The sequence below is a fragment of the Salmonella sp. SA15303 genome (assembly GCF_029962125.1).
Taxonomy (GTDB): Bacteria; Pseudomonadota; Gammaproteobacteria; order Enterobacterales; family Enterobacteriaceae; genus Salmonella; species Salmonella enterica.
In genome coordinates this window covers 2,407,016-2,430,311 of record NZ_CP123924.1, presented here as the reverse complement: position 1 = coordinate 2,430,311, position 23,296 = coordinate 2,407,016, and the positions used below count along the sequence as shown (strand labels likewise).

Here is a 23,296-nt window from a genome sequence, read left to right as displayed (position 1 = left end):
TTTCATTCTATTGCGTGATAACGGGAATATCCTGACGATAGCCCGGTGTGGTCAGCAATGCGGCCACCCGCTGAGAGTATTCTTGCCAGCTATATAATCCCGCCAGACTGCCGACAAAACGGTGCTGGCGAAAGAAAAGCAGCGCCGGATATTTCAGAATGCGATACTCCCGGGCGATCAGTTCACTCTGTTCGCTATCCGCAAATGCCGCGGTATAAGACGTCGCCGGAAATTGCTTGAGGATCTCCGGGATGATGACCCAACTGTCGGCGACTTCCGGATGTTTGTTGGGGTCGCTTTGCAGCAAAACCAGCAGAGTCGGATGCGCATTAATCAACGACGGGAGCGTTTGCGCATCGGTAACCAGAAAGCCTTTATCCGCCAGTGGACAAACAGGATTTTGGGGTGAGATAGTCATTTTTTTAAATGCTCCGGTAATTCAGGCGTGCGAGACAATAAATCGGCAAAACCGGTCAGCGGATCGCTTTGCGTGAGCATGGCCTGTTCCAGTGAGTCCAGCGCCGCCAGTACCTCAGCGGCTTCCGCTTCGTCCATTTCTCGTCGTGCTGCGCCGCCAAATGTCAGCAGCCATGCGCCTGCTAAGGGGGGAGCCACAAGCCGAATATCAACGTCGATAAGCTCGCCGTGTCGGTCGCGGCATTTGGCGAACCACTGACCGGGTGAAATAACCTGCACAGGAACGCCAATACACATTATGATTTCTCTCTCTGTAGCACCCGAATATCGCCGACCCGGCAAGCGCTTTGCGCATCTGGGCGTTCATCTTCGTAGCGTTCCATACACAGGCTGTAATGATTGAGTCTTTCAGTGGGCAAGGCCGCTGAAGAGGCGGTGATACCCCATTGCGCCAGCACTTCCTGCGCGAGATAGACCGCAGGCATCAGTTGCGCCTTTACCTGCGGCGTAAGACTCCCGCCATAGTCATCCAGACATTCCGGCTGCACGCCAATCAGCACAATCTCCGATAACTGGCCGCCGGTTAATTGCAGCAATGCCAGCACTTCAGAAAAACTGGTCTGATGTAAACTGAGTTTTTTCGCCGTCAGATAGGCGGGAACCTGTTCATCACGAAACATCGCCAGCGAACCTGGCGCCATACCAAAATCGATAGCATCCATGATTAACAGTTTTTCGGTCTGTTGCAGCCAGGGCAGCAGCGCCAGCCCCTGCGTACCGCCATCAACAACGTCAACTTTCTCGTTATCGGCATACTGTTCAAACAGCTTTTCCGCCGCTCTGACGCCGAACCCTTCATCTGCCCAAAGCAGGTTGCCAAGCCCTAAGATTGTTACTTCTGCCATTGTTATCACCTGAACCAGCGCCAGCCGCTTATCATGACGGAAATCACGCTTTGTCGGCTCATAATGTCTTCGCGGATAGCGGTATAAACATGCGCAATGACGAAGGCGATAATGAACCACATGCCCAGCCGGTGCCAGAAATGCAGCGCGAGGCTATCGTTGCCAGTCAGGCGAATCATCCAGCCAAACCATTGATACGCCCAACTGTCTGTTCCAAGTCCTTCGCCATAGAGCGCAAAGCCGCTACACACCATCAGTACGGACATCCAGAAATAGAACATTACCGCCAGTCCCGCTACCGGATTATGTCCATAGTAACGATGGGCCTCTTTTTCGAGGAAAAAATACCAGCGGATTTCGCTGATAACGCCTTTGCGCCAGGCGCGGCGCCAGAACGGAACCAGAAACATCTCCCTGGCGTACTCATTGCCGACACATGCCCAGTAAATACGAAACAGCAGCGCGACAGTAAAAATATACGCCGTGGTAAAATGGATCAGTCGTATCCAGCCCATCCAAAACATAAAGGTCGCTTCACCTTGAATCGATGGCAGGGGGCGGCCAATGAAATATCCTGTAACAGCCAGGACGACAATGGATAACGCCGTGATCCAGTGCCATAAACGGACCGGCGCTTCATAGATATAGTACCCCTGGCTGGTTATTTCTTTGAGATGCATTGAGACCTCCGAATCGTCGTCATCGTACCTGAACCCTGACCAGCTCCCCTCCATGATTATCAATAACATGGGTGGAGCAGGCCAGGCAGGGATCGAAGCTGTGCAGAGTACGTAAAATCTCCAATGGTTGATCGGGAACGGCGAGTTTAGTCCCCATTAACGCCGCTTCGTACGCGCCAATTTGACCTTTATCGTCACGTGGCCCGGCATTCCAGGTTGTCGGTACCACACACTGATAGCTGTCGATTTTCTGATTTGCAATTTTTATCCAGTGCCCCAGCGCGCCGCGCGGCGCCTCGCTGAAACCAACGCCTTTTGCCGATGTAGGCCAGGTATCGGGTTCCCAGAGCGTGACGTTTGCCGTCGCCGTATCGCCGGACTTGAGGTTACGCATCAGACGATCGAAGAAATATTGCAGCGTATTGCCTGCCCATACGGATTCCAGCGCACGCGCGGCAGTACGTCCTAATGTAGAAAAGAGCGCTTCTTTAGGCAGCTTTAATACACTCAGCAGTTGATCCACGGGTTCTTTAAATTCCGGTTTATTTTGATGATATCCAATCAGATAACGCGCCAGCGGACCTACCTCCATCGCATGTCCCTTCCAGCGCGGCGATTTAATCCATGAATATTTAGCGGACTCATCCACCTGTTCGATAAAGGTTTTTGTGCCTTTATAGTGTTCGCCCATGACCAGTTGCGGTTCGGTCAGACCATCCCACGGATGCAGGCCCTTATCGTTATTGCCGTTACCATAGGTATACCAGGAGTGAGTGACAAACTCCTGAATCTCATCGGGGGCGGTTAAATCGACAGGATGAATTTCGTCGAAACGACCGTTAATGATAGCCCCACGCGGAAGCAGAAGATTACTGGCGGAATAATCGTTAGGGTTATCCGGAAACTCGCCATAAGCCAGCAGGTTCATGCTCGATAACCCGCCGCCGATTTTTGCCCAGTCTTTGTAATAACTGGCAATCAGCAAGACGTCCGGAAGATAAACCTGTTCGCAGAACTGGCGAGCTTTTTGGATGATGGAACTGACAAGGTTCAGGCGTTCCATATTCACTGCGCCGACCGCGCCCGTTTCGTCAAGGTTGATGGCGCAAGGAACGCCGCCCACCAGCCAGTTAGGATGCGGGTTTTTACCACCGAAAACGGTGTGAATTTTTACGATCTCTTTTTGAAAATCGAGCGCTTCAAGATAGTGGGCGACCGCCAGCAAATTGGCTTCCGGCGGAAGTTTCATCGCCGGATGTCCCCAGTAGCCATTACGGAAAGGGCCAAGTTGACCGGACTCGATAAACCGCTTCAGTCGATTTTGCAAATCGCGGAAATATCCCGGCGAGGATAGCGGCCATGCGGAAAGGCTTTGCGCGATGGCGGAGGTCTGATGCGGGTCGGCTTTCAGGGCGGCAACCACATCAACCCAGTCCAGCGCGTGCAGATGATAAAAATGCACCAGGTGATCGTGAACGTGTAGCGTAGCCTGCATCATATTACGGATACAGTTTGCGTTGTCCGGAATCGCGATTCCCAGCGCATTTTCTACGGCACGGATTGAGGTCAGAGCGTGTGTACCGGTGCAGACGCCGCAAATGCGTTCAACGAATGCCCAGGCGTCTCGCGGATCGCGACCTTTCAGGATAACCTCCAGGCCGCGCCACATGGTGCCGGTCGACACGGCGTTAGTAATGACATTATTACTGTCGATATTCACTTCGCAGCGCATATGCCCTTCGATGCGAGTAACCGGATCGACCACAATTCGCCGTCCGCTATTGTCCAGCGTAAAACCCTGAGTCTGATAAGGATATGCCATAATTATTTTTTCTCTTCCGGAGCGTTTTCTGATGACGTGTTGTTTTTATTGCGGGCATGTTTTATGGCGCTCACCGTGGCGTGAGCGATGGCGGCAGCGCCCGCGACGCCAGCAACGCCCAGTCCGATTTTATCGGCGGTAGCCTCAATGCCGGTTTGCGGAATGCCCGTTGCCCGGCTGTAAAAAGAACCGTAATCCCAGAATCCATCTTCCGAACATCCGAGGCATCCATGACCCGACTGGATAGGAAAAGACACGCCATCATTCCAGCGAACGGTTGAACAGGCGTTATAGGTGGTCGGGCCTTTACAGCCCATCTTGTACAGGCAATACCCTTTTCTGGCGCCTTCGTCATCCCACGCTTCCACAAACTGACCGGCATCGAAATGCGCGCGTCGGTAACATTTGTCATGAATTCGCTGGCCATAAAACATTTTTGGTCGTCCAAGACGATCAAGGGGAGGGATGCGATCAAATGCCAGCATATAGGTGATAACGGCGGACATCACTTCAGGTATAGGCGGGCAGCCTGGCACTTTAATAATGGGTTTATCGGTAATTAACTTGTGAACCGGCGTGGCTTTAGTTGGGTTGGGACGGGCTGCCTGCACGCAGCCCCATGATGCGCAGGACCCCCAGGCGATAATCGCTTTAGCATCCGCGCTGACGCGTTTTAACTTCTCCAGGAACGGCTCGCCAGCCAGTATGCAAAACATCCCATCTTCATTCAGCGGCGCGTTACCTTCCACAGCAACGATATAATTTCCTTTGTACTCACGCATCACATCCGCCAACGCCTGCTCAGCTTGTTGCCCTGCGGCGGCCATAATGGTGTCGTCATAATCCAGGGAAATGAGCGACAAAATGGCATCTTTTGCCAACGGGTGCGCAGAGCGAATGAAAGATTCGGTACAGCAGGTACATTCAAGACCATGCAGCCATATCACTGGCGTACGCGGTTTATTCTCCAGGGCATAAGCTATTTGAGGAATCATCGAACTGCTCAGGCCTAAAGACGTTGCGGTAAGGCTGCAAAACTTGAGGAAGCTACGCCTTGTCACGCCGTGTCTACGCATAACTTGATAAAATGTATCTTGTGTTTGCATAACGTTTATCCCAAACCACTATAGTTAGTGTGGGCATCATATGTTGCATTTCTTGTCTTTCTCAACGTGTTTTAGTAGCAATTATGTTTCTAATTCGTAACAACTGATTACATGTGTGCTACTCACATTACTCAAAAACATAAATTAATTTAATGTTATTGGTGATGTTGAGTAAATATAGCGTTGTGATGGCATCTCTTAATGTTGATAAGAAACCGTGTTTTTTATTTATAACATGATGGGATTTTTTTAAATGGTCACACGGATAACGCGTTTTCATGTTAGCTCGCTCTGTTTAACTCTCCTTTAAACCCGTCAGTTAAATTTATTAGCTTGTAAAATAAGATCACAATTAATTACGTGCTGCATAACCATTGATAGGTTTAATTTAATATATTCATCCAATCCATTTTACAAACAAGGAGAGCATGATGAAAAAAAGTAAAGCAATGTTATTTATCGCTCCGGCGCTGTTTTCATACGCCCTGGCGGCACAGGCCTGCACGACCCTTGCTATTCAGGATAAACAAGGCGATATTTTTCATGGGCGTACGCTGGAATATATGCAGGATTTACCCTCATGGTTAACGTATTACCCGGCGGGAACACAGTTTGATAAAAAAACGCCGGATGGCAGCCAGGGGATAAGCTATCAGGCGAAGTATCCGATACTGGCCATTACTTCCACCATTACTGATGGCGATAGCAGAGACATACTTGAAGGCATGAATAGCGCGGGATTGTCATTTAGTGAAAACATGATCATGAATGCGCAGTTGCCGCCATTGCCCGCGAGTGAATATAAACAGGCAATTCCTGTCACCTCGTTGGGAGAATGGGCGCTGGCCCGTTTTGCTACTGTCGGCGAGGTAAAACAGGCAATAAAAGAGGGCAAATTCTGGTCACCAGAACTGCATCGGTTTGGCGATCTGAAATCGCCATTTCATTACGCGTTTTACGACAAGAAAGGAGGAAGCATTGTCGTTGAAGTGGAAAATGGTAAATTCCATGTCTATGACAATCCCACTCGCGTGATGACAAATGGTCCCGCATTCCCCTGGCATCTGACAAATCTGAATAATTATACGCAATTAACCAATGTGGACCGCTCTTCAGGCACACTGGGCGGGATAAAAGTGATGCAGCCTGATAGCGGGATTGCTATTGCAGACTTGCCATCGTCCGATACGTCGGTTTCCCGTTTTATACGCGGCGTTTATTACACCACATATGCGCCGCAAGCGACATCCGCCCACGATGCAATGAATACGCTTGCGCATATTATGAGCCGTTTCGATCGTCCGAAAAATATTACGGTTGATTATATGGGGAGTGAAGGGGAAGGCAACGCCACCCGCAAACCGGTCTCAGAATATACGGTCTGGACAACGCTGTCTGACTTAATGCACGGTGAGATGATGGTGCGCGGCTACAATGATATCAACTATAAAACCTGGTCTCTTTCTCAGTTTAAGAACGCGACAGCGCCCGTGTTCGAGAAAATCAACGTCAAAGGATAAATAGCTCATCTCGGTTTAGTTTCCCCGGTAGTCTCGGCGAAGGTAATGGAGACTACCGGCGGTTGCTTCTCTTTATCATGCACGGTAATTAATTATCACGATCACCAGCGCCAGGATGGTATGCTAAATCCATTCAAAATCCCCTGGATATGGATTGGAGGGCGCATGGTTATACCTGAGGTCAGGCAGGAGAGGCTCTATCAGAAGATAGCCAACCTCATCATTAAGCTGATCAATGATAATATTTTTCCACCGGGAACTTTTTTACCGCCAGAACGCGAACTGGCAAAACAGCTTGGCGTGAGCCGCGCCTCCTTGCGAGAAGCCCTTATTGTACTGGAGATCTCGGGATGGATCGTGATTCAGTCCGGTAATGGGGTTATCGTTTCAGATAAAAAACACCTTGCCAGCGACTATACCATCGAAGAAATTCTCTCTACTCGCGAGCTGGTCGATAGCCATTGTGCGCGCTTAGCCGCACAAAACGATAACGTTGACGTCATCAACCAAATAGAGGCGATTTATCATCGTATGGATCAAGCCATTAACGATAATAACGTCCACGGCTTTTACTCGCTGGATAAAGAGTTTCACCTTGCGATCTCTGAGGCCAGCCGTAACCGGGTGTTGTTCGATATGTCCCGTATGTTATGGGAACAACGGATTAATATCCCTTATGCTGGGCTCGACGAGCAGTCTGGAGACAGAAATGTTTTACTTAATCTCAACAAACAACATAAAGCGATAGTGGATGCGATGCGACAGTCTGATGCTGACAGCGCCTATGAGGGATCGCTGGAACATTTACGCTATGTGAGAAAGATTGTCGGCGGCTAATTTTGTCGATGAATAACACCGCATGGCGGTCATGCCATGCGGTGGAGCTTGCCGTAAATCAATGGAAAACAGCATTAATCTTTAAGTAGCGCTCCGGATAGCGATCAAGTTCTTTAACTGCATCAGGGATCTCATCAAGATTGACGACCTTACTGACGACATCTTGCGGATTAATCTCCAGCGTAGACAGCATACGTAATGCCTCATCAAATTCACCGGCACTGGTGCGGGAACCGCGTAAATCCAGTTCTTTATAGGTGATCAGGTTCGTCGGCAGCGACGTTTCCTGTTTTGGCCATCCGGTAAACGAAATACGACCAGCAAACGATGCTAAATCAAGCGTATTTCGAATAGCGCTATTTGCGCCGGAAGCTTCTATCACGACCTGCGCCATGGTGCCGTGGGTGATATTTTTAATAGCGTCGATAACCTGATCGTCAGCGGCGTTCAGCACATAAGGAACGCCAAGCTTTTGCGCATAGCGTAGCCTTTCTTCCACAATATCGATCAGAATAGGCGTTGCCTTGTAATGACGCGCGCTTAATGCCGCCATAAGACCAATGGCCCCCGCGCCGATGATGGCAACATATTCCCCGGCCTTAACGTTTGCCCGATGCAACGCGTGCAGAGCGATGGTCAGCGGTTCTGCCAGCGGCGCCATTTCAGAAGGCACATTATCTGGTATTTTATGAATTAAATGTGCGGGATGAGTAACCACCTCCTGCATTGCGCCATCGACATGCACGCCAATGACGTTTAAATTTTCACAACAATTAGTTCTGCCGACAGAGCAAGGGTAGCAGTGACCACAATAAATATAGGGGTCAACAATTACGCGGTCACCTTCTTTAATATTGTCCGGCATTCCGGCGCCTTCCTGAAGAACAATTCCGGTCACTTCATGCCCAATAATTCTTGGGTAAGTAACCAGTGGGTTCGTTCCACGAAAAGCCCCGATATCCGATCCGCAAATGCCTGCAGCATCAACCTTAATTAATACTTCATTTTCTTTCTTATGGGGATAATCCACCCAGCGGGTTTCAACTTCACCAGGCTTATTAATGAACACAGCTTTGACTTTCATTGGCTTTGAATCCTTTACTTTTTACAAACACGAAGACCAACAGGCTTGAAACGATAGCGATAGCACCAGCCAGATAGAACGCATAGTCATATTTACCGCTAAATTGAACGATAAAACCGGTGACAAGCGGACCGATAATGCCGGATATATTAGCCAGGCCATGCATGGCTCCGCCGACGCTCCCTACCTTATCTTTATGAACAACATCCTGAATAACCGCCCAATAAATTGGGCCCGTTAAATAGAGCAGGAAGAGTGAAACTGACATGAGCGTAATTGCGCTACCAATAGTGCTAACAGTACCGGAAACGGCAACACATACCGCTGCGCCTGCCAGACATACGCCCAGAATAAGTCGACGTGAGAGCAGAGCATTACCGGTAATCCGATAAATTACATCGGAACAGACGCCGCCGAGTACCATACCAATGGCGCCGATGACCCAGGGAATTACCGTGGCGATACTAATTTCTTTAATATCGAGATGTAACGAATGGTTCAGGTAACTTGGGAACCAGGTCAGGAAGAAAAAAAGAATATAGTTGTAGCTGAAAAAAGCCAGAGTTGTCGCCCATACCATTGGTTGTTTCATGTAATAGCCGAGTGAAGGCGTAGCCCGGCCATCATCAGATAAAATAACGTCCTCATGATTTTCAAAATCAATGCGTTCTTCCGGCGCCAGGCGTTTACTCATTGTTGGCTTATCGCTAACGATAAAGTACCACAGTAGTACCCAGACCAGGCCAAATAAGAAAATAATGCCAAATGCGGGGCGCCAGCCTAAGGATAACGCCAACAGGCCCACAATCGGCCCGGACACCGCGCCGCCGAGCGGGGAACCGGCGCTAAAAATTCCGATCGCCGTGGCAGACTCCTTTCGGGAAATCCAGTTATTGATGATTTTATTTCCGGCAGCGCTGACCGGCCCTTCAGCCATACCGAAAAGAACGCGCACGATAAGCATTGTCCACAATCCGGTGACTAAACCAGTTAAGCCACAAAATACAGACCATAGTAACGCTGCGATGAGAAAAACCGTTTTTGGCCCAACTTTATCGCTGGCCCAGCCACCAATAAAATTAAACAGGGCGTATCCGATAAAAAACGCGCTGAAGATCATCCCCATCTCCGCGGCGTTAAATCCTAACTCCTTTTCGATCAAGGGGGCAGTTATCGACAATGCTGAACGATCCATATAGTTGAGCATGTAAACTATAAATAGAAGAAAAACGATAAGCCATCCCATTGTTTTTCTTTTCATGATTAATCCTCTTATTGTGGTCTAGCGGCCTGACCACAATATTTTAAGGTTATTTTCAAATCACCTCTCTTGTGGTTAGAACGTGATCAATATAACAAAAATTTATCACAGGGGATTTTTATCCATCGCAAGTGTGATGGATTAAATTCTTTAAAATCAGTTGATTAATTGAAAATTCAATCGGAGCTATCGTTTTCCCCTAATCCACGCCCCGGTAAAGTTTGACATGCGGCGTTAACGGAAGGTGGCGCTGTCTGTGGGTATTTTTCATCGGGCGTAATATAAACCTGACTCGTGGCGACATAGCCATCATTAAAAGTTGCTTCGATATAGGTAGCTTCCCAACCTGTCTTCGGTTCATTTAGCGTAATACTGATCTTATTGTTGACGGGACTATCTATTGTAAGCGGCTGATAGCGGATACCACAGGCATAACGAAAATCACGCGCATTTGGATTGTTGGCTGTCCAGCGAACGACTTTTACCGGCGCTTCTGAGAAATAGACCGTAAGAAGGTGGTGGTGAATAAGGTCGATCAACTGTGGTAATGTTTTTTTACTTTGAAACCGGTTAATAAATGGAACGAGGCTTCCTTCAGCGAACTGGTTAATTGAGTAGTGGTTCATATTAGGCACTATACGTAATGATTTTACGCCAGGAAGTTTGCTATAATAAAAGCGAGTGTTGTCTGGTACGAAAAAATCATCGCCACTTGCATTAATAATATATTTAGGTATTGCAAGGCGGGGTTGGTAAATAGTGTTGAGATATCTTAACGGATCTATTATTTGCCTTAGCTGGGTAAATGCGGGGGATTTTATTTTCTCATCTATGCCTTGCTGGTAGTAGGGGTAGAATGTAATGGGCCAATTTCCACCGTATGATTGATAAATATGCTCAAGTGAAGCATCAATATCAAGTAGATCAATGGCGAAGGGAACAATTGCTTCAACATCAGGATCGGCAATAGCTGACAACCAGGTGGTCCACCCACGCTTTGAAATACCTGTAATGATAAAGGAATTTATATTCCATTGCGTTAACTCCTTTTTTGCTAATCTCATCGCTTGCGATATGGCAGTGACCATAGGAATATTTAAAGGCATTAACTTACGTTGCTCCGGCGCTTCCATAAATAATGCCCAGCTTCGGGAAACGCTTTCGTCCTCTTTCAGTGGTTTTTTATCATCCTGAAAGGTTAAATATTGGTTAGGTATATCACTCACTGATATTACGATGGTATTCGTATCACGGGAGATGCTTGCCAGTGTTTCCTGGGGGAAATCACCGGGTTTACCAGTGATTTGTACGCCTTTATCATAATTAATTCCGTTGTTTACAACCACCAAAGCATGGTGCTCTTTTGCCGTTTCAGGGATATAAATATCAACGTTATGTCGCCATTGCGCAGGGGTTACCATGTCATCTGGCGACCAGTGTTGCGATAATAATTCATAGTGTCTGACTACCACCTGTGCTAATGGAGCTGTATTAATCAAGGTATATTTTAGCGGTGTGCCTGAAATCTGCTCCCGGTAGTCGGGGAGAACATGAGACAAATCACACTCCGGGCTGTTTCGACAAAAGAAGATGTTGTTATGAAGTAGTGTATAAACTTTTGTAGAAATGAAAAACAGTACGATAACAACGAGATATATTTTTTTCATGCTTTCCCCGCGCTTTACAAGGGCAAATGCCAGCCAGCATAATTTCCATAAATACCTCTTAAACATTCAATATAAGTACAATACTTTTGATAAATAACGGAAGAAGGGAACAATAATGTTTGTGACGTTGTCACATTATTCTGTTTCTGGTTTCACTATTAGCACTGAACTTTTTGAAAGGTAAATCATTGCCGTCACCAGACCAATAATGGCGACAGAGATAGCTATACCGATCCAGACGCCATACAGAGCATAACCCAGGACAAATCCGCCCAATACGGGGGATATAAAATCAGCGATTGCGATTAATGCCTGCGCCGTTCCGATGACGATACCTTGTCGGGCAGGCGATACATGGACGGACAAGGCGGCAAGATAAGTGGGTTTGGCTAGCGCATCAGCGATGCTAATACAAACGATAGCAAAAACAAGCACAGGTATGGTCGTGGCGATACCCGCAGTGAGAAATCCAGTACAAAGAAGGGCGAAGATGAGGATAATTAGCTTTCGCTCCGAAAAATATTGGCTCACCCAACCTAACAGAAATAGCTGAACGAAAATATTAATAACCCCATCCGCCATTAACAGATAGCTTAACGCTTTTGGCCCAAAGGGAAGCCCATTCCAGATGAAGGTGTCAGAAAGAAAAACAGGTAATTGTGAAGAGTACATGCCATAGGCGAAGAAATGACAAAGCATTACGATGATTAAGACGCGAAGGACAGGCATCTTTAAAATAGCGCGGGCAGAGAACGCCGCTATTTTATCTGTGGTACGTGATGTTGTGGAAGGGTCTTTTAACCCCCAAATCGCGACCAGGGCAGACCCAAGGACAAGTATAAAGGCGGCGTAGATCGGCGCGCTCAGACTGATACGCGATAACCACCCGGAAACGCCTGCCCCGACAATACCGCCTAAACCAATGCAGCCTGTGAGGATACCGATTGCCTGACGCCGATTTCTGACGTGCGTACAATCGGCAATATAGGCTGCGGCGGCTGACAAATTCCCGGCGCTAATGCCAAAAAGCGTGCGGGCGAGCAGGATAAACAGGATACATTGCGCGTTGGCGAGTAATAGTAAACTTATCGCCGCAATAGCCAGCGTGACAATCAGTATTCGCTTGCGGCCAACGCGATCGGAAAGGTGGCCAATCAGGGGCGCCGCACAAAATTGGCTAAAAGCTTCAGTGGCGATGATGATTCCAATGATAAGCGGCGAACCGCCCATCTCGCGGATATAAAAAGGCAGTACCGACATTACAGCCGCGGTACTGGCGGCGTAAAGGCCGACAAGCAGGAAAACAGGCAAAATACGCCGCTTGTTGAGCGGGGTGATAGTTTCGCTGTCGGTGTTCTCATAGACATTAGTATTCATCTTTAATCCCTATGGCAAAACGAGAGAGATAATTTTCAATATCGTTGCTCTGTTTGCCGTGAAAGAATGCGCCGACATAGCCATCGGGTCGGATCAGCACGCATTGACCCGGCGCCAGATGATAGGATTCCCGGAAGTGCCCCAGGGTATCGATGAGCTCGTCCTGCTCGCCAATGTGATGAATACGCAGTCCTCGCCGCGCATCGATGACCTTACCATGGGTTTCGTAGGCCAACAGATTCCAGTCCGGACCTTGTAGTAACTGAAATAATCGTAATGATTGGCCGCCGGCGCCCAAAAGAGGAGCATCCGGAGCTCTTTCTCCCGCTTGTAACCCATGCTGACGTTCGGGTAACGTGTGGGCTAAGGGGGAGTTGGTATACTGGATGTCAAGTTGTTGAACATCGCGTTCTCGTTTGATGCCTCTCTGTTTTTGAGAGTCAAGTAATCGGGTAGAAAGGTGGAGCAGTGATTCGGCTATCGGGCGGCGTTCCTGTTCATAGCTATCGAGAAGTTCTTCTCCTGCGCCCCGCAGCGAGGCTGCCATTTTCCATCCCAGGTTATAGGCATCCTGGATGCTGGTATTTAACCCTTGCCCACCCGTCGGCGGATGCACATGAGCGGCATCACCGGTTAAAAATACCTTACCCACACGGTAATGTTCCGCTATGCGCGCATTCATCTGGTACTTCGATACCCAGGGAATCGAATGGATGCGAACATCCGTCCGCCCGATTCGTTCAGTAAGAAAAGCCGTGAGCACGTCGGCTGAGAAATTCTGCGAGTCGTCCGGGGCCAACAACGCCTGGATTTGAAAGAGCTGCGTGCCGGCGAGAGGGCAAATCGTTATCATCCGCGCCATATCGCCATCGTTAAAATGGTGCCATACATCCCGGTTCAGACCGGAAAGTGAAGCGTCAGCCACAAGCGCATGGATTCCCAACGTACGACCGGGGAAGCTGACGCCTAATTTTTTTCTGACAAAGCTTCCGCCGCCATCCGCACCTATCAAATAATGCGCGATGATGACCTCTTCTCCAGCCGGCCCGGCAACATACGCGGTGACTGTGCGTGGGGTTTGCGCAAAATGTCGTAACTCGCAGCCGAACTCCACCCGATGTCCCCATGCTTTTAATTGCTCTCGCATAATCGTTTCTGTCACGTTCTGTGGAACCATCAATGGCAGATGGTAGGGTTCGGCGTGGGTCGGTTTTGTATGATGCGCAATATCTGAATCTACATAGCTTCCGTCGTGACGGTAGGTTCGTAGTCGGGGATAGAGCCCGCCGGCGGCGACCACTTTATTGAGTATTCCAAGATCCTCGAAGATTTCTTGCGTTCGCGGCTGAATACCTTTACCGCGGGAGCCGATAAAAGGCGTCGTTCTTTTCTCAATCAGGCGAAATGAGACCCCGTGACGCGCCAGTTCGATGGCTAAAGTAAGCCCGGTAACGCCAGCGCCGCAGATCAGTACATCTGTAGTGGTGTATCTTGTCATCGTCTCTCCGATATGTGTATTATGCACATAAGAGGAGACATGCTATGTCAGAAAATAAAAATGTGCAAGATACACATATTTCCGAGCAAATGAAGGCGCTTCACGGTGCGTTGATTCGCGTGGTGAGCGCGCTTAACCGGCCTCGTAATGATGAGAAATTAATTGCAGAGGCGGGGATACAACTCGATCGTGCGCTATTTTCGATCCTTATTAGTATCGAACGTTTAGGGCCGATTGGCGTTGTTGAGTTAGCCGAACGTGCCGGTCGTGATTATACGACGGTAAGCCGACAGGTCGCCAAACTGGAGAAGCTGGGGTTGATAATACGGCAGCATAATGCCATCGATCGTCGTATACGCGAGGCCGTTATCTCCCGTACAGGAAAGGCGATGACGGAGCGTATAGACGCTGCGCGAGAGCAAATGGGCAACGTTGTTTTTAAAGACTGGCCTCAGGATGAACTTGATGTCTTTGTTCGGCTAATGCAAAAGTTTGCCGATGCAATGGATAGCGATGCTTCAATGCCGGAATAAGCAAAAGAAAAGGGCGGTCAAATCCGATCGTCCAGGCTAATATCGGTATCTGACATTGATTAAATAGCCAGCAAAGTAAATATAACAACAACATTTATCGAGTTAATTTTCACCCTTTGAAAGGCCAACGTATACTGCAGAATACGGCTATATAACAATCGCCGTATCAATGGTTTTTCAAAGGGTAAATATATGCTTACCGAAAAATATGATTTTCGCATTACCGATCAGATGACTATCCCACTCAGACCTCATTGGATAGCCAATGATTCATACAGGGAAAAGTGTAAAATGCTTGTCCTCAACCGGAGTAAAGGGGAAATTCATAAGGTAGACTTTAGTAAATTAACAGATTATATCAAAGAAGGTGATGTAATCTGTTTTAACGACAGTACTATAATAAACCATATGTTTATCTGTAAAACAAGACAGAATAGGTTAATTAAAATTGTTTTAGAGGGATTTTTACCAAATAATAGAGTAATTATTTCCGGACTTTTAAAAGAAAGGCTTAACGCGAATGATGTTTTCTATTTGGTTGATAACCCTGAAATTTCCATTAAGATAGAGCAAAGGTTTAGCGAGGAGAGCCAGTACCGGGCCGTCGTGGAAAATCATGAGGCCTTAATTTGCTATTTAGCCAGTCATGGTGAGCGTCTTGATGAGTATGTGGACTCCAGCTTGTTTTATAAATATCCAGATGCTTACCGTTCCGTTTTTTCTAAAAAATATGGTTCTTTGGAAATACCTTCTGCCGGCATTCATTTTACCTGGGATCTTATCCAAAGAATCAAAGATAAAGGTGGGTTAATATCCTTCATCACTTTACATGTTGCATCAACAGAAATGTTGTCCAACAGAAAAATACAAACAAAATGTGTAGAGGAAGTGACTATCAACGAAGAATACTACGAGGTTCCACAAGCTACAGCGGATATCATTAATACTGCGAAGCAAAATGGCGGACGTATTTTTGCCGTAGGAACTACCGTTACACGATGTCTGGAATCTGCGTATTCGAGGGAACACAATTGCCTCAAAGCAAGTTCTGGCTGGACTGCGCTTTATATACATCCAGGCTATCAACTGAAAGTGGTTGACTGCCTGCTAACGAACTTACATCAGCCAAAAACGACGCATATGGTGTTAACTGGTCAGTTTGCTGGGGTTGATCTACTCATTAAGGCCTATACCTCAGAACATATCCAGTCATGTCAGTTCGATATGTTTGGTGATTGCATGTTAATCATACAAGATGAAGGGCAGGGATGAATAAAATAAAACCGGTACATATAATGCTACCGGTTTTACCGAGAATAAGCATCAGGGGATTCGGGCAATAACCTTTATTTCGAAATCAAAGCCGGCCAGCCAGGTAACGCCAACAGCGGTCCAGTTAGGATAAGGGGGATGGGCAAATATCTCCTGTTTCACCGCCATCACGTCGTTAAGTTGTTGCTCTGGATCGGTATGGAAGGTGGTGACATCCACTATGTCATCGAATGTGCATCCTGCTGCAGTCAGTGTTGCTTTCAGGTTTTCAAAAGCAAGCCTCACTTGTTTTTGAAAATCAGGCTCCGGCGTTCCGTCTGTGTGACTGCCTACCTGGCCTGAAACAAACAGTAAATCACCAGAACGGATGGCTGCGGAATACCCATGTTCCTCATACAGAGAATGGCGGTCAGCAGGAAAAACCGCGATACGTTGCGTCATAATGTTATCCTCAGATAGCGTAAACACTTCGGGCGGGAATAAAATGAATGTCACATACACAACGTAGGCCATAGTTTCATATACGTGGCATATGTCAAGGTGCCGTCACATAAAAGAACTGAGCCTGTTTGTCGTATCGTTTGACGGGAAAGAGAGCATTTTCTGAGTGATTAGCTTCTGTGTCGTGTCATTTTGTAGACGGCATCATTTTCACGCTTTCCAACACCAATGACAGTTACCGTGATAATTTCATCTTCGACGCTGTACACCAGCCTGTATCCTGCACCACGCAGCTTAATTTTGTACTGATCCTTTCTTCCATGTAATTGAGAAGCCGGAACCCGAGGGTTTTCAAGCCGTTCCCTTAGCTTTTTTTTAAACTGTTCCTGTATGGTATGACCCAGTTTTTTCCACTCTTTTAGTGCTGATTCGTTAAATGCCAGCTTATAAGTCATCAATGTTGACCTCAATGACGCGTTCATTCGCACGCTCATCGATAATACGACCGAGTTCTTCATCCTCAAGAATATCCATAAGATGAGCATAAAGTGCCGGAGGCACACAGTAGAAAGCCGGTTCATTGCGGTTAAGAATGGCAACTGGAGCGCCATCTCCGGCATTGAAAGTTCCCATTGGATCACGTTTCAGTTCTGTAATGCTTGCTGCAGTAGTCGTTAAAATTTGAAATGCCATAATTTACCTCCTGGTTGATGACTAAATATAGCACCTTTAATAGTACTAATAAAAGCATCCTTCACGAAGGGGATTCAGCTCCAGCCCGGTCAGTGATGCGGGCAGCTGACGGTTTTTTCAAGGCTAATTTCAGATGTCCAGAACCTAACTTATGACCACTGAAACCGGCGTCAATAACTCGCCAACCCTTATCAAGCGTGATGTAACAACCGAAGTCAGCCTTGCAGATGGTGATATTATTTTACTTGGTGGCCTTGCTGAACAGTCGGATGGATTATTCTGGCCTCTGACGTGTCGCAGATTGCAGATCGTACAGTCAGGGATTACAACCGTATTGCCAGAGGAAGCGATAAAATATGGTAAGTGATACTCTTGAACAGCGGATTTATGAACTGGTAAGAAGCCATGATGGAATTTACCTTTTTAAGAAAAAAGAACTGACACCGTCAACAGATTTGGATTCAGATCTACAGCTGGAAGATGATGAAGTACTGGCATTGATGGATGATTTTTTTACGACATTCAATGTAGATAAAGGGAATTTCTCGATCACAACATACTATCCGCCAGAACCACCGCTAAAACATTTGCTTAATCCGTTTCGCAAAAACGATATTCCTCAGGTGCCGGATTTCACGATAGGTATGCTCATTGCGTCTGCCAGGGCTGGTTGCTGGTTGTATGACTGATTCACGCTGGGGGCTGCTTTCCGCCCTCCGTCATTATTGTCAAGGCTATATGCCCTAACAAGTTATAGGCTCTATAAAGATATATATTGAACGCTAAAATAATGGACTATTAGGTGACACCATGCCCACTTATAAACAAGTTGTGAACCATGTTAAGAAACATGTATTGTGGAAAGATGAGTATTTTGAACGCTATTATCGGCTCAATCCTGAACTGGTTCAGAAGCGTTTGGATAAAATTTATCAAGCTGAAGATGATCTAATGGTGCTTATCAGTACTCAATTATTTTGTTTCTTGCAGGCTAATGGCACGCTCTATTTTGATGGTTGCTATAAAACAGGGAAAGCAGATAACTCATTGCTTTGTACTAATCTTGCTCTATGGAGTATCGAGCTAGCTTGTGATCATTTTGATATTCGGGAAGAGCGGGGACATACCACGAAGTTTAGCGAGCAGGGAGAGAGTTGGTTAACACTATTCGCCTGCAATCAATTCTCTTTAGTTCCTTATTGCTATCCGGCCATTCAGCGCGGGTTTCAAAGCGGCGTATTGAAAGAAATTGTTCCGTTTTATCGTGAACAGAAATTGGGTATCCTGGCGATGGAGATAATGGCGCGTGAACGGGGGGATACAATCAACTGGGAAGCAATGCAAGTGCGTGTTGATCCTGTCTATCTGGACTTTTGCCAAAACATTTTATTGTCATCAGATGATGAACTAGTCCGCACCGGATTAATTACGCTATGTGATAAGCATCTTGAGTGGACCGATTTTCATAATAGCGATAAGCATTGTTGCTTGACTGGCTATGAAATTCAGCGTCAGGATCTATTACTCTGGCCATTTGAATATCAGGCGGTAAAAAACTGGCGAGCACGTCAAGGGTTAAGTACACCAATGATTGAACATCCATTGATGAATAGCCCGATGACGACAGCGAATTGTCCTGACTTTTCGCAGTGGCAGCGTCCAGAGTGGTTCAATCCGTTAGTTGATTTTTTGGCGCAGCGCAGGCCTGAGCTGGCATTTTTACGACATCTCTTTATTTAAGTGAGCGATTATTGTCCAGTTTTCTCTGGGCCTGGCGCGCAACTCCAAGCACATGACCCAGTCTTTTATTATCAACAATTGCGACGGGGTCCACCTCCGACAACCGGTCGAAGGTGGAATAGGGGAGCAGAACGCCATTCAGCCGCAGTTCCTTATGCCCGTCAGGATAATGCCAGACTTCGATATATTTACCGATGGCCCGGCGACTGTGCTCGCTGTCCTCAATCTGTGGATTCAGATTTCACAAACAGTAGGTGCATCAGGCGACTGGTGGCATAGTCAACATAGACCAAAGCAGTACAGGGTCGACCCCAGCTTTCAAACCAGTGGTGGTCGCAGCCATCAATTTGTATCAGCTCGCCAGTACAAGGCCGCCTGTAACGAGGCTGATGAATTTTCGGCGCGCGTTATCTGCGAGGGATCCAGATTCCGGCTTTTATCATGAGGCGTCGGATAGTTTCCTTGCCAAGAACCAGACCGTGAACTTCCTCCAGATTTTCCAGCGCCAGCGTGGGGCCAAAATCACGGTAGTGCTCCCGGATTATACAGAGTGCCTGATCTATCAGTGAAGTTGGCAACAGATGGTTACCAACGCGGCCACGACTATGGTTGTTCATGCCAAGTGGTCCGAGTTGGCGATAACGTTTCAGCAGCCGTCTGCAATGGCGTGGCGTAATGCCGAGCATCTCAGCAGCCTGACCGGGATGTAAATTGCGGTCGATGGCATCCTGAAGGATTTTGAGGCGGTTGATTCCTTTCACGGTGAACATCCCGGCGTCATGTCTGAGAACTATAGTCTGGACAATATGAGCCACAAATAGACATTAGCATTGAGCCTCTACAAGATTGGTGCGCATAATGTATATTATGTTAAATTCACCAGAACATTTAAAAGACATGTTAAAGCGGCTGGATTCGTGTATGTCAAAAAACTTCTGGCCCATAAGTTTGATCCCTTCCCTGCCGTGACGCTGCGCGAATTCTGTTGATTTGCACCCGCTTATCCTGCACACGATTTCACGCAGCACACGCCACGCAGGCATAAAAAAACCGGCCACTGTGACCGGTTCGTCGCGCAGGTTTTTGGCTCAGTGGGTTTTACCCTGGTCCGCTGCTTTTTCTGACTGATGTTCTGCAGCTCTGACAACGGCTATAAACGCTTTGATACCCGGATCCACATCCGGCGACAACATGCGCATTGTTGATTTGGCATTCCTGCCGAACCTCGTCAAAAATCGCAGGATAACCGAACGTGACTTTAATCAGCGTGCGCAGCATCCCTTTGGCCACTTCCATTTCACCCGCCATAATTCGCCGGCGTCCAGGTCGTTATGATACTGACAATACACTGGAAAATCTGACGGTCAAAGCAGCAACCGGGGAAAAACAGTGGCCAGTTAGCACAGCGTTTGCATGAACTGGTGGATAGTTCGGGGAATCAGCGGAAGACCCCCTATTCTCAACCATCTCCTCATAGGCTTTCCTGAACAATGTGATTGTTTGAGTAACTTTACGACAATTGCTTCAAAAACTATCAAATGCCAGACTTCCGCTACCAGACGGTATACACAGTATTACTATTTCTTTTTATATGCCCCATACAAAAGCGATACGGGTGTTTTTTCTAATATCTGGATTTCATTTTTATGTGCTTTATGTTCACTAAAAATATCTGCCAGACTTTTACCTCCAAAGGCCAGGCCAATTCCCGTTGCTGCTGCTGAAAGTAATGTCAATTGCGGCATGGCAAGTGAAGCTATACCTAACGTGGCTGTTCCTGCAAAAATTAATCCAGATGAGATCTTTTTTTTCTTTGAATTCTTAATGGCTGATTCATGCGACTTTCCATACTCTTCGACCACATTGATTAAATGTTTTGAAAAATTATTTGCCGCATCTTGCATTTGATCTGGTGTTTTTCCTTGCAAGTCATGCCTTGAGATTCTTAGTTCATGCCTTAAGGATTCCAGTTGACCTCTTTCTCTAATCTTTTTTAATTCCAGATCGGAAAGCGCAGTAAGGAATTTTACTTCCGCGGCTGAAAGGCCCATTGTAATCGCTTGCTCTTCAGAAGAAAGAGGATTTAATTTACCATAATCCTTGACCAACTGCTCCGTAGTCCATTCATGTAAAAACATATGGTTACTATAAATAACCGGATCAATGCCTAATAGTGTTGCCGATAATTGAGTTGATCGTTGTGCATAAATTGCACCTTCAACCTTACCCAGTAAGGTTGCTATAGCTGACGGCAGATCGTAATCCAGAAGATCTACCTCTCTTGTTGTAAAACTCTTTAAATCTGTATCGTAAACCCAGACTTCTTTTTCGATGTTATTGAAATTATTAAGCAATGTTTTTAATAATTCTTTATTTGTTAGGATCTTCTGGAATGTTTCTTCGTTTCTCCCAAAGTGCTCAAGAAACGCTAAATAAGTAGCGTAATCCATTTTTCTATCTTTAAAAAAGAGCTGGCTTAGAAAAGCGGCAGATTGTTCATGATTGCGTTCTTTATCAAAATCCAGTAATTCAGGAACGATTAGAAAAATTGGATAATCATCATCAATAGTCATAAACGGGATGGCGCGAAATAGATTAGAAACATGTTCAAGTAATACCAACCTGCGCATGCGGACATAACTATTATCTGGTGGCAATGACAAAAATGAATGCAGAGAGCTAAGAGAAGGAAAATGTAATGGATCAACCATTATGATGCTATCAAAATAAATCCCCAGAGATCTAAGGTGATTAGATATGTTATAACCAAAGCGTTGAATCGGAAGTAATAATCGATAACTTTTAGACGCCCGCACTTCTGTTATAAGCGCCGCGGCGTGAGTATCCCAAAATTTATTTAGCAACACGATTAGGTTTGTAAGTTGATTATCTAACTCGGGAGAGCTAATTAGCTCTTTCAGGATGAATCTACGTAATTCTTTTAGTTCTAAATTTCTGAATGCATATTTATATTTTTCAGAAAAAGCGTTTTCCATCAATAAAACATATTCATTCTGTATGCTTTTTGTAATACTACTCATCATCTATCTCCGGAACCACCACGCAACGATTTCCCAGTGTAGTGGTTCTTATCATGTGTATATTGTTAGTCATGTTATCGTAGAAAATTCAGTGGTCAATAACTCATTGAGGTAGCTACTAAAATTTGCAGTTACCAGGATTTAGGATGATTTTAAAAATGTTTATAAATTCAGGCTGCGCCGCAGTGATTGCACTGATTTCCACGTAACATGATAATCAATGGCTTTGATACCCTTTAAACGAACAAATATGAGCTTAACATGGCGACAATAAAGGATGTTGCATCCATGGCCGGTGTATCAACCGCGACTGTATCACGCGTCATTAACCAGACCGCGTGGGTTGAACCCGTCACGCGCGAACGTGTAGAGAAAGCCATGCGCGATCTCAATTATCGCCGGAATGCCGCCGCTATCGCGCTGGCGAAACGCAGCGGCGATATGCTCGGATTGTTAACCGGCAATCTGGCTGATCCTTTTTTTGCCCGCCTTGCTCGCGGCGTAGAAGATGTTTCTCGTAAGCAGCAGTATCGCTTGATGGTATGTAGCGGCGGCCACGACGAAGAAATGGAAAAAGCGGGACTGGATTTTCTGGTTAATCAAGGTTGTGAGGCTATTGTTGTACACGCCAGCCGATTACCGGATAAAGAGCTGCTGCGCTACGCAGCCCACTTTCCAGCGCTGGTTGTTGTGAATCGTTATATAGCCGGTATGGCCAACCGGTGTATCTGGCTGGAAAATCGCAGCGCCGCCAGGGAAGCGACCCGATATCTCCTGGCGAACGGGCATCGGCGCATTGCCTGTGTGACATCTGACTTGCCAATTATTGATCGTCAGGAACGCCTTGATGGTTACCGTGAGGCGCTGGAAGAATATGGTATTTCTCCAGACCCTCGCTGGGTGATTAGCGTTCCGTTTAACGAAGAAGGCGGCGAGCGGGCCGCGCATCAACTTATTAATAGCGGGCTTCCCCTTACGGCAGCGGTCACGTTTAACGATGTGATGGCCGCTGGCATTATGCGTATTCTTCATCAACGCGGCGTTCAGCTTCCGCAACAGCTCTCTATTGTCGGCTTTGATGATGTGGTGCTGGCCCGGTATCTTTATCCGGCGTTAACAACAATGCATTATCCGGTCGAACAAATGGCGCGTTGTGCCGCGCAACTGGCGATACAGTTATACCAGGGCATTACGCCGCCGCCCAGCAGCAATCATTTCAATGCCGAACTGGTGATCCGCGATTCTGTCGCGCCCTATTTTTCACGGTGAATGCGTCGTCAACAGTAAAAACTGTGATGGCTATCAAATTAACCCTTCTCATGTAATCGGTTACATGGACGAAAGTAATGGATCACAGTAGTGGGAAGCGTATCCCCCTACCCTTGAGCTACCTTACTGACCG

Annotated in this window: 22 protein-coding genes and 2 pseudogenes; 8 read left to right on the top strand and 16 right to left on the bottom strand. The window is 46.8% G+C overall.

Annotated elements, in window-relative coordinates; genetic code table 11:
• Nucleotides 1-7: 7 nt before the first annotated feature.
• Genes QEN31_RS11865 through QEN31_RS11840 form a run of 6 tightly spaced genes read right to left on the bottom strand, consistent with a single transcriptional unit; the run spans nt 8 to nt 4,930 of the window.
• On the bottom strand, nt 8-418 hold the full coding sequence (locus QEN31_RS11865; RefSeq protein ID WP_000155978.1) for a hydrogenase: 411 nt from the start codon (nt 416-418) through the stop codon (nt 8-10).
• The gene (gene hypC / locus QEN31_RS11860; RefSeq protein WP_000334904.1) at nt 415-714 is read right to left on the bottom strand and encodes a HypC/HybG/HupF family hydrogenase formation chaperone; all 300 of its coding nucleotides are present in this window, start codon (nt 712-714) and stop codon (nt 415-417) included. The genes QEN31_RS11865 and hypC overlap by 4 nt, the downstream gene beginning before the upstream one ends.
• Nucleotides 714-1,322 (bottom strand): HyaD/HybD family hydrogenase maturation endopeptidase, encoded by a 609-nt coding sequence (hybD, locus tag QEN31_RS11855; RefSeq protein ID WP_000852664.1) that lies wholly within the window; start codon nt 1,320-1,322, stop codon nt 714-716. The genes hypC and hybD overlap by 1 nt, the downstream gene beginning before the upstream one ends.
• Nucleotides 1,323-1,327: 5 nt before the next feature.
• Nucleotides 1,328-2,071 carry a Ni/Fe-hydrogenase, b-type cytochrome subunit gene (cybH, locus tag QEN31_RS11850; protein ID WP_000924456.1) on the bottom strand — a complete coding sequence of 248 codons (744 nt, stop codon included), beginning with the start codon at nt 2,069-2,071 and terminating at the stop codon, nt 1,328-1,330.
• Nucleotides 2,022-3,824 carry a nickel-dependent hydrogenase large subunit gene (locus tag QEN31_RS11845; protein WP_000331199.1) on the bottom strand — a complete coding sequence of 601 codons (1,803 nt, stop codon included), beginning with the start codon at nt 3,822-3,824 and terminating at the stop codon, nt 2,022-2,024. The genes cybH and QEN31_RS11845 overlap by 50 nt, the downstream gene beginning before the upstream one ends.
• Nucleotides 3,825-3,826: 2 nt before the next feature.
• Nucleotides 3,827-4,930: a hydrogenase small subunit gene (locus tag QEN31_RS11840; RefSeq protein ID WP_001194448.1), complete on the bottom strand. Its 1,104-nt coding sequence runs from the start codon at nt 4,928-4,930 to the stop codon at nt 3,827-3,829.
• Nucleotides 4,931-5,358: 428 nt separating this feature from the next.
• Here QEN31_RS11840 and QEN31_RS11835 point away from each other — a divergent pair, with 428 nt between their 5' ends.
• Together QEN31_RS11835 and QEN31_RS11830 are read left to right on the top strand one after the other, a co-directional pair.
• On the top strand, nt 5,359-6,450 hold the full coding sequence (locus tag QEN31_RS11835; protein WP_000976498.1) for a choloylglycine hydrolase family protein: 1,092 nt from the start codon (nt 5,359-5,361) through the stop codon (nt 6,448-6,450).
• A gap of 45 nt (nt 6,451-6,495) precedes the next feature.
• On the top strand, nt 6,496-7,287 hold the full coding sequence (locus QEN31_RS11830) for a FadR/GntR family transcriptional regulator (protein ID WP_001518759.1): 792 nt from the start codon (nt 6,496-6,498) through the stop codon (nt 7,285-7,287).
• A 58-nt stretch (nt 7,288-7,345) separates the two neighbouring features.
• Here QEN31_RS11830 and QEN31_RS11825 read toward each other — a convergent pair whose 3' ends face one another.
• From QEN31_RS11825 to QEN31_RS11805, 5 genes are all read right to left on the bottom strand, one after another.
• Nucleotides 7,346-8,371: a zinc-binding alcohol dehydrogenase family protein gene (locus QEN31_RS11825; RefSeq protein WP_000864924.1), complete on the bottom strand. Its 1,026-nt coding sequence runs from the start codon at nt 8,369-8,371 to the stop codon at nt 7,346-7,348.
• Nucleotides 8,346-9,632 (bottom strand): MFS transporter, encoded by a 1,287-nt coding sequence (locus QEN31_RS11820; protein WP_000824240.1) that lies wholly within the window; start codon nt 9,630-9,632, stop codon nt 8,346-8,348. Before QEN31_RS11820 ends, QEN31_RS11825 begins: the two co-directional genes overlap by 26 nt.
• Nucleotides 9,633-9,808: 176 nt before the next feature.
• The gene (locus tag QEN31_RS11815) at nt 9,809-11,365 is read right to left on the bottom strand and encodes a PhoPQ-activated pathogenicity-related family protein (protein WP_000476912.1); all 1,557 of its coding nucleotides are present in this window, start codon (nt 11,363-11,365) and stop codon (nt 9,809-9,811) included.
• A 69-nt stretch (nt 11,366-11,434) separates the two neighbouring features.
• Complete coding sequence (locus tag QEN31_RS11810; protein ID WP_001095738.1) at nt 11,435-12,676, bottom strand: MFS transporter; 1,242 nt, start codon at nt 12,674-12,676, stop codon at nt 11,435-11,437.
• The gene (locus QEN31_RS11805; protein WP_099949671.1) at nt 12,666-14,174 is read right to left on the bottom strand and encodes an FAD-dependent oxidoreductase; all 1,509 of its coding nucleotides are present in this window, start codon (nt 14,172-14,174) and stop codon (nt 12,666-12,668) included. The genes QEN31_RS11810 and QEN31_RS11805 overlap by 11 nt, the downstream gene beginning before the upstream one ends.
• A gap of 44 nt (nt 14,175-14,218) precedes the next feature.
• Between QEN31_RS11805 and QEN31_RS11800 the strand changes: the two genes are divergently transcribed.
• Both QEN31_RS11800 and QEN31_RS11795 read left to right on the top strand, forming a co-directional pair.
• Entirely contained in the window at nt 14,219-14,707 is a 489-nt protein-coding gene (locus QEN31_RS11800) for a MarR family winged helix-turn-helix transcriptional regulator (protein WP_001293638.1), read from the top strand.
• A gap of 192 nt (nt 14,708-14,899) precedes the next feature.
• On the top strand, nt 14,900-15,979 hold the full coding sequence (locus QEN31_RS11795; RefSeq protein WP_000954688.1) for an S-adenosylmethionine:tRNA ribosyltransferase-isomerase: 1,080 nt from the start codon (nt 14,900-14,902) through the stop codon (nt 15,977-15,979).
• A gap of 51 nt (nt 15,980-16,030) precedes the next feature.
• Here QEN31_RS11795 and QEN31_RS11790 read toward each other — a convergent pair whose 3' ends face one another.
• The 3 genes from QEN31_RS11790 to QEN31_RS11780 form a co-directional block, all read right to left on the bottom strand.
• Nucleotides 16,031-16,420, bottom strand: coding sequence for a RidA family protein (locus QEN31_RS11790; protein WP_000194089.1), 390 nt, complete (start codon nt 16,418-16,420; stop codon nt 16,031-16,033).
• Between the two features lie 170 nt (nt 16,421-16,590).
• Complete coding sequence (locus QEN31_RS11785; RefSeq protein ID WP_000221343.1) at nt 16,591-16,875, bottom strand: type II toxin-antitoxin system RelE family toxin; 285 nt, start codon at nt 16,873-16,875, stop codon at nt 16,591-16,593.
• The gene (locus tag QEN31_RS11780; protein ID WP_000885424.1) at nt 16,865-17,113 is read right to left on the bottom strand and encodes a type II toxin-antitoxin system Phd/YefM family antitoxin; all 249 of its coding nucleotides are present in this window, start codon (nt 17,111-17,113) and stop codon (nt 16,865-16,867) included. Before QEN31_RS11780 ends, QEN31_RS11785 begins: the two co-directional genes overlap by 11 nt.
• Nucleotides 17,114-17,377: 264 nt before the next feature.
• Here QEN31_RS11780 and QEN31_RS25410 point away from each other — a divergent pair.
• The 3 genes and pseudogenes from QEN31_RS25410 to QEN31_RS11765 form a co-directional block, all read left to right on the top strand.
• Nucleotides 17,378-17,476 (top strand): annotated as a pseudogene (locus QEN31_RS25410) (STM2901 family protein); the annotation flags it as partial.
• Entirely contained in the window at nt 17,470-17,802 is a 333-nt protein-coding gene (locus QEN31_RS11770) for a DUF1493 family protein (protein WP_000253154.1), read from the top strand. The pseudogene QEN31_RS25410 and the gene QEN31_RS11770, both read left to right, overlap by 7 nt.
• Nucleotides 17,803-17,944: 142 nt before the next feature.
• On the top strand, nt 17,945-18,853 hold the full coding sequence (locus QEN31_RS11765; RefSeq protein WP_010989018.1) for a hypothetical protein: 909 nt from the start codon (nt 17,945-17,947) through the stop codon (nt 18,851-18,853).
• Between the two features lies 1 nt (nt 18,854).
• Here the strand turns inward: QEN31_RS11765 and QEN31_RS11760 are convergent.
• Both QEN31_RS11760 and QEN31_RS11755 read right to left on the bottom strand, forming a co-directional pair.
• A pseudogene (locus tag QEN31_RS11760) lies at nt 18,855-19,623 on the bottom strand (helix-turn-helix domain-containing protein); the annotation flags it as partial.
• Nucleotides 19,624-20,430: 807 nt separating this feature from the next.
• Nucleotides 20,431-21,897, bottom strand: coding sequence for a hypothetical protein (locus tag QEN31_RS11755; protein ID WP_000987828.1), 1,467 nt, complete (start codon nt 21,895-21,897; stop codon nt 20,431-20,433).
• Nucleotides 21,898-22,155: 258 nt separating this feature from the next.
• On the opposite strand from QEN31_RS11755, the gene QEN31_RS11750 reads away from it, so the two are divergent.
• Nucleotides 22,156-23,163, top strand: a complete 1,008-nt coding sequence (locus QEN31_RS11750) for a LacI family DNA-binding transcriptional regulator (RefSeq protein WP_000201080.1) — start codon at nt 22,156-22,158, stop codon at nt 23,161-23,163.
• Nucleotides 23,164-23,296 lie beyond the last annotated feature (133 nt).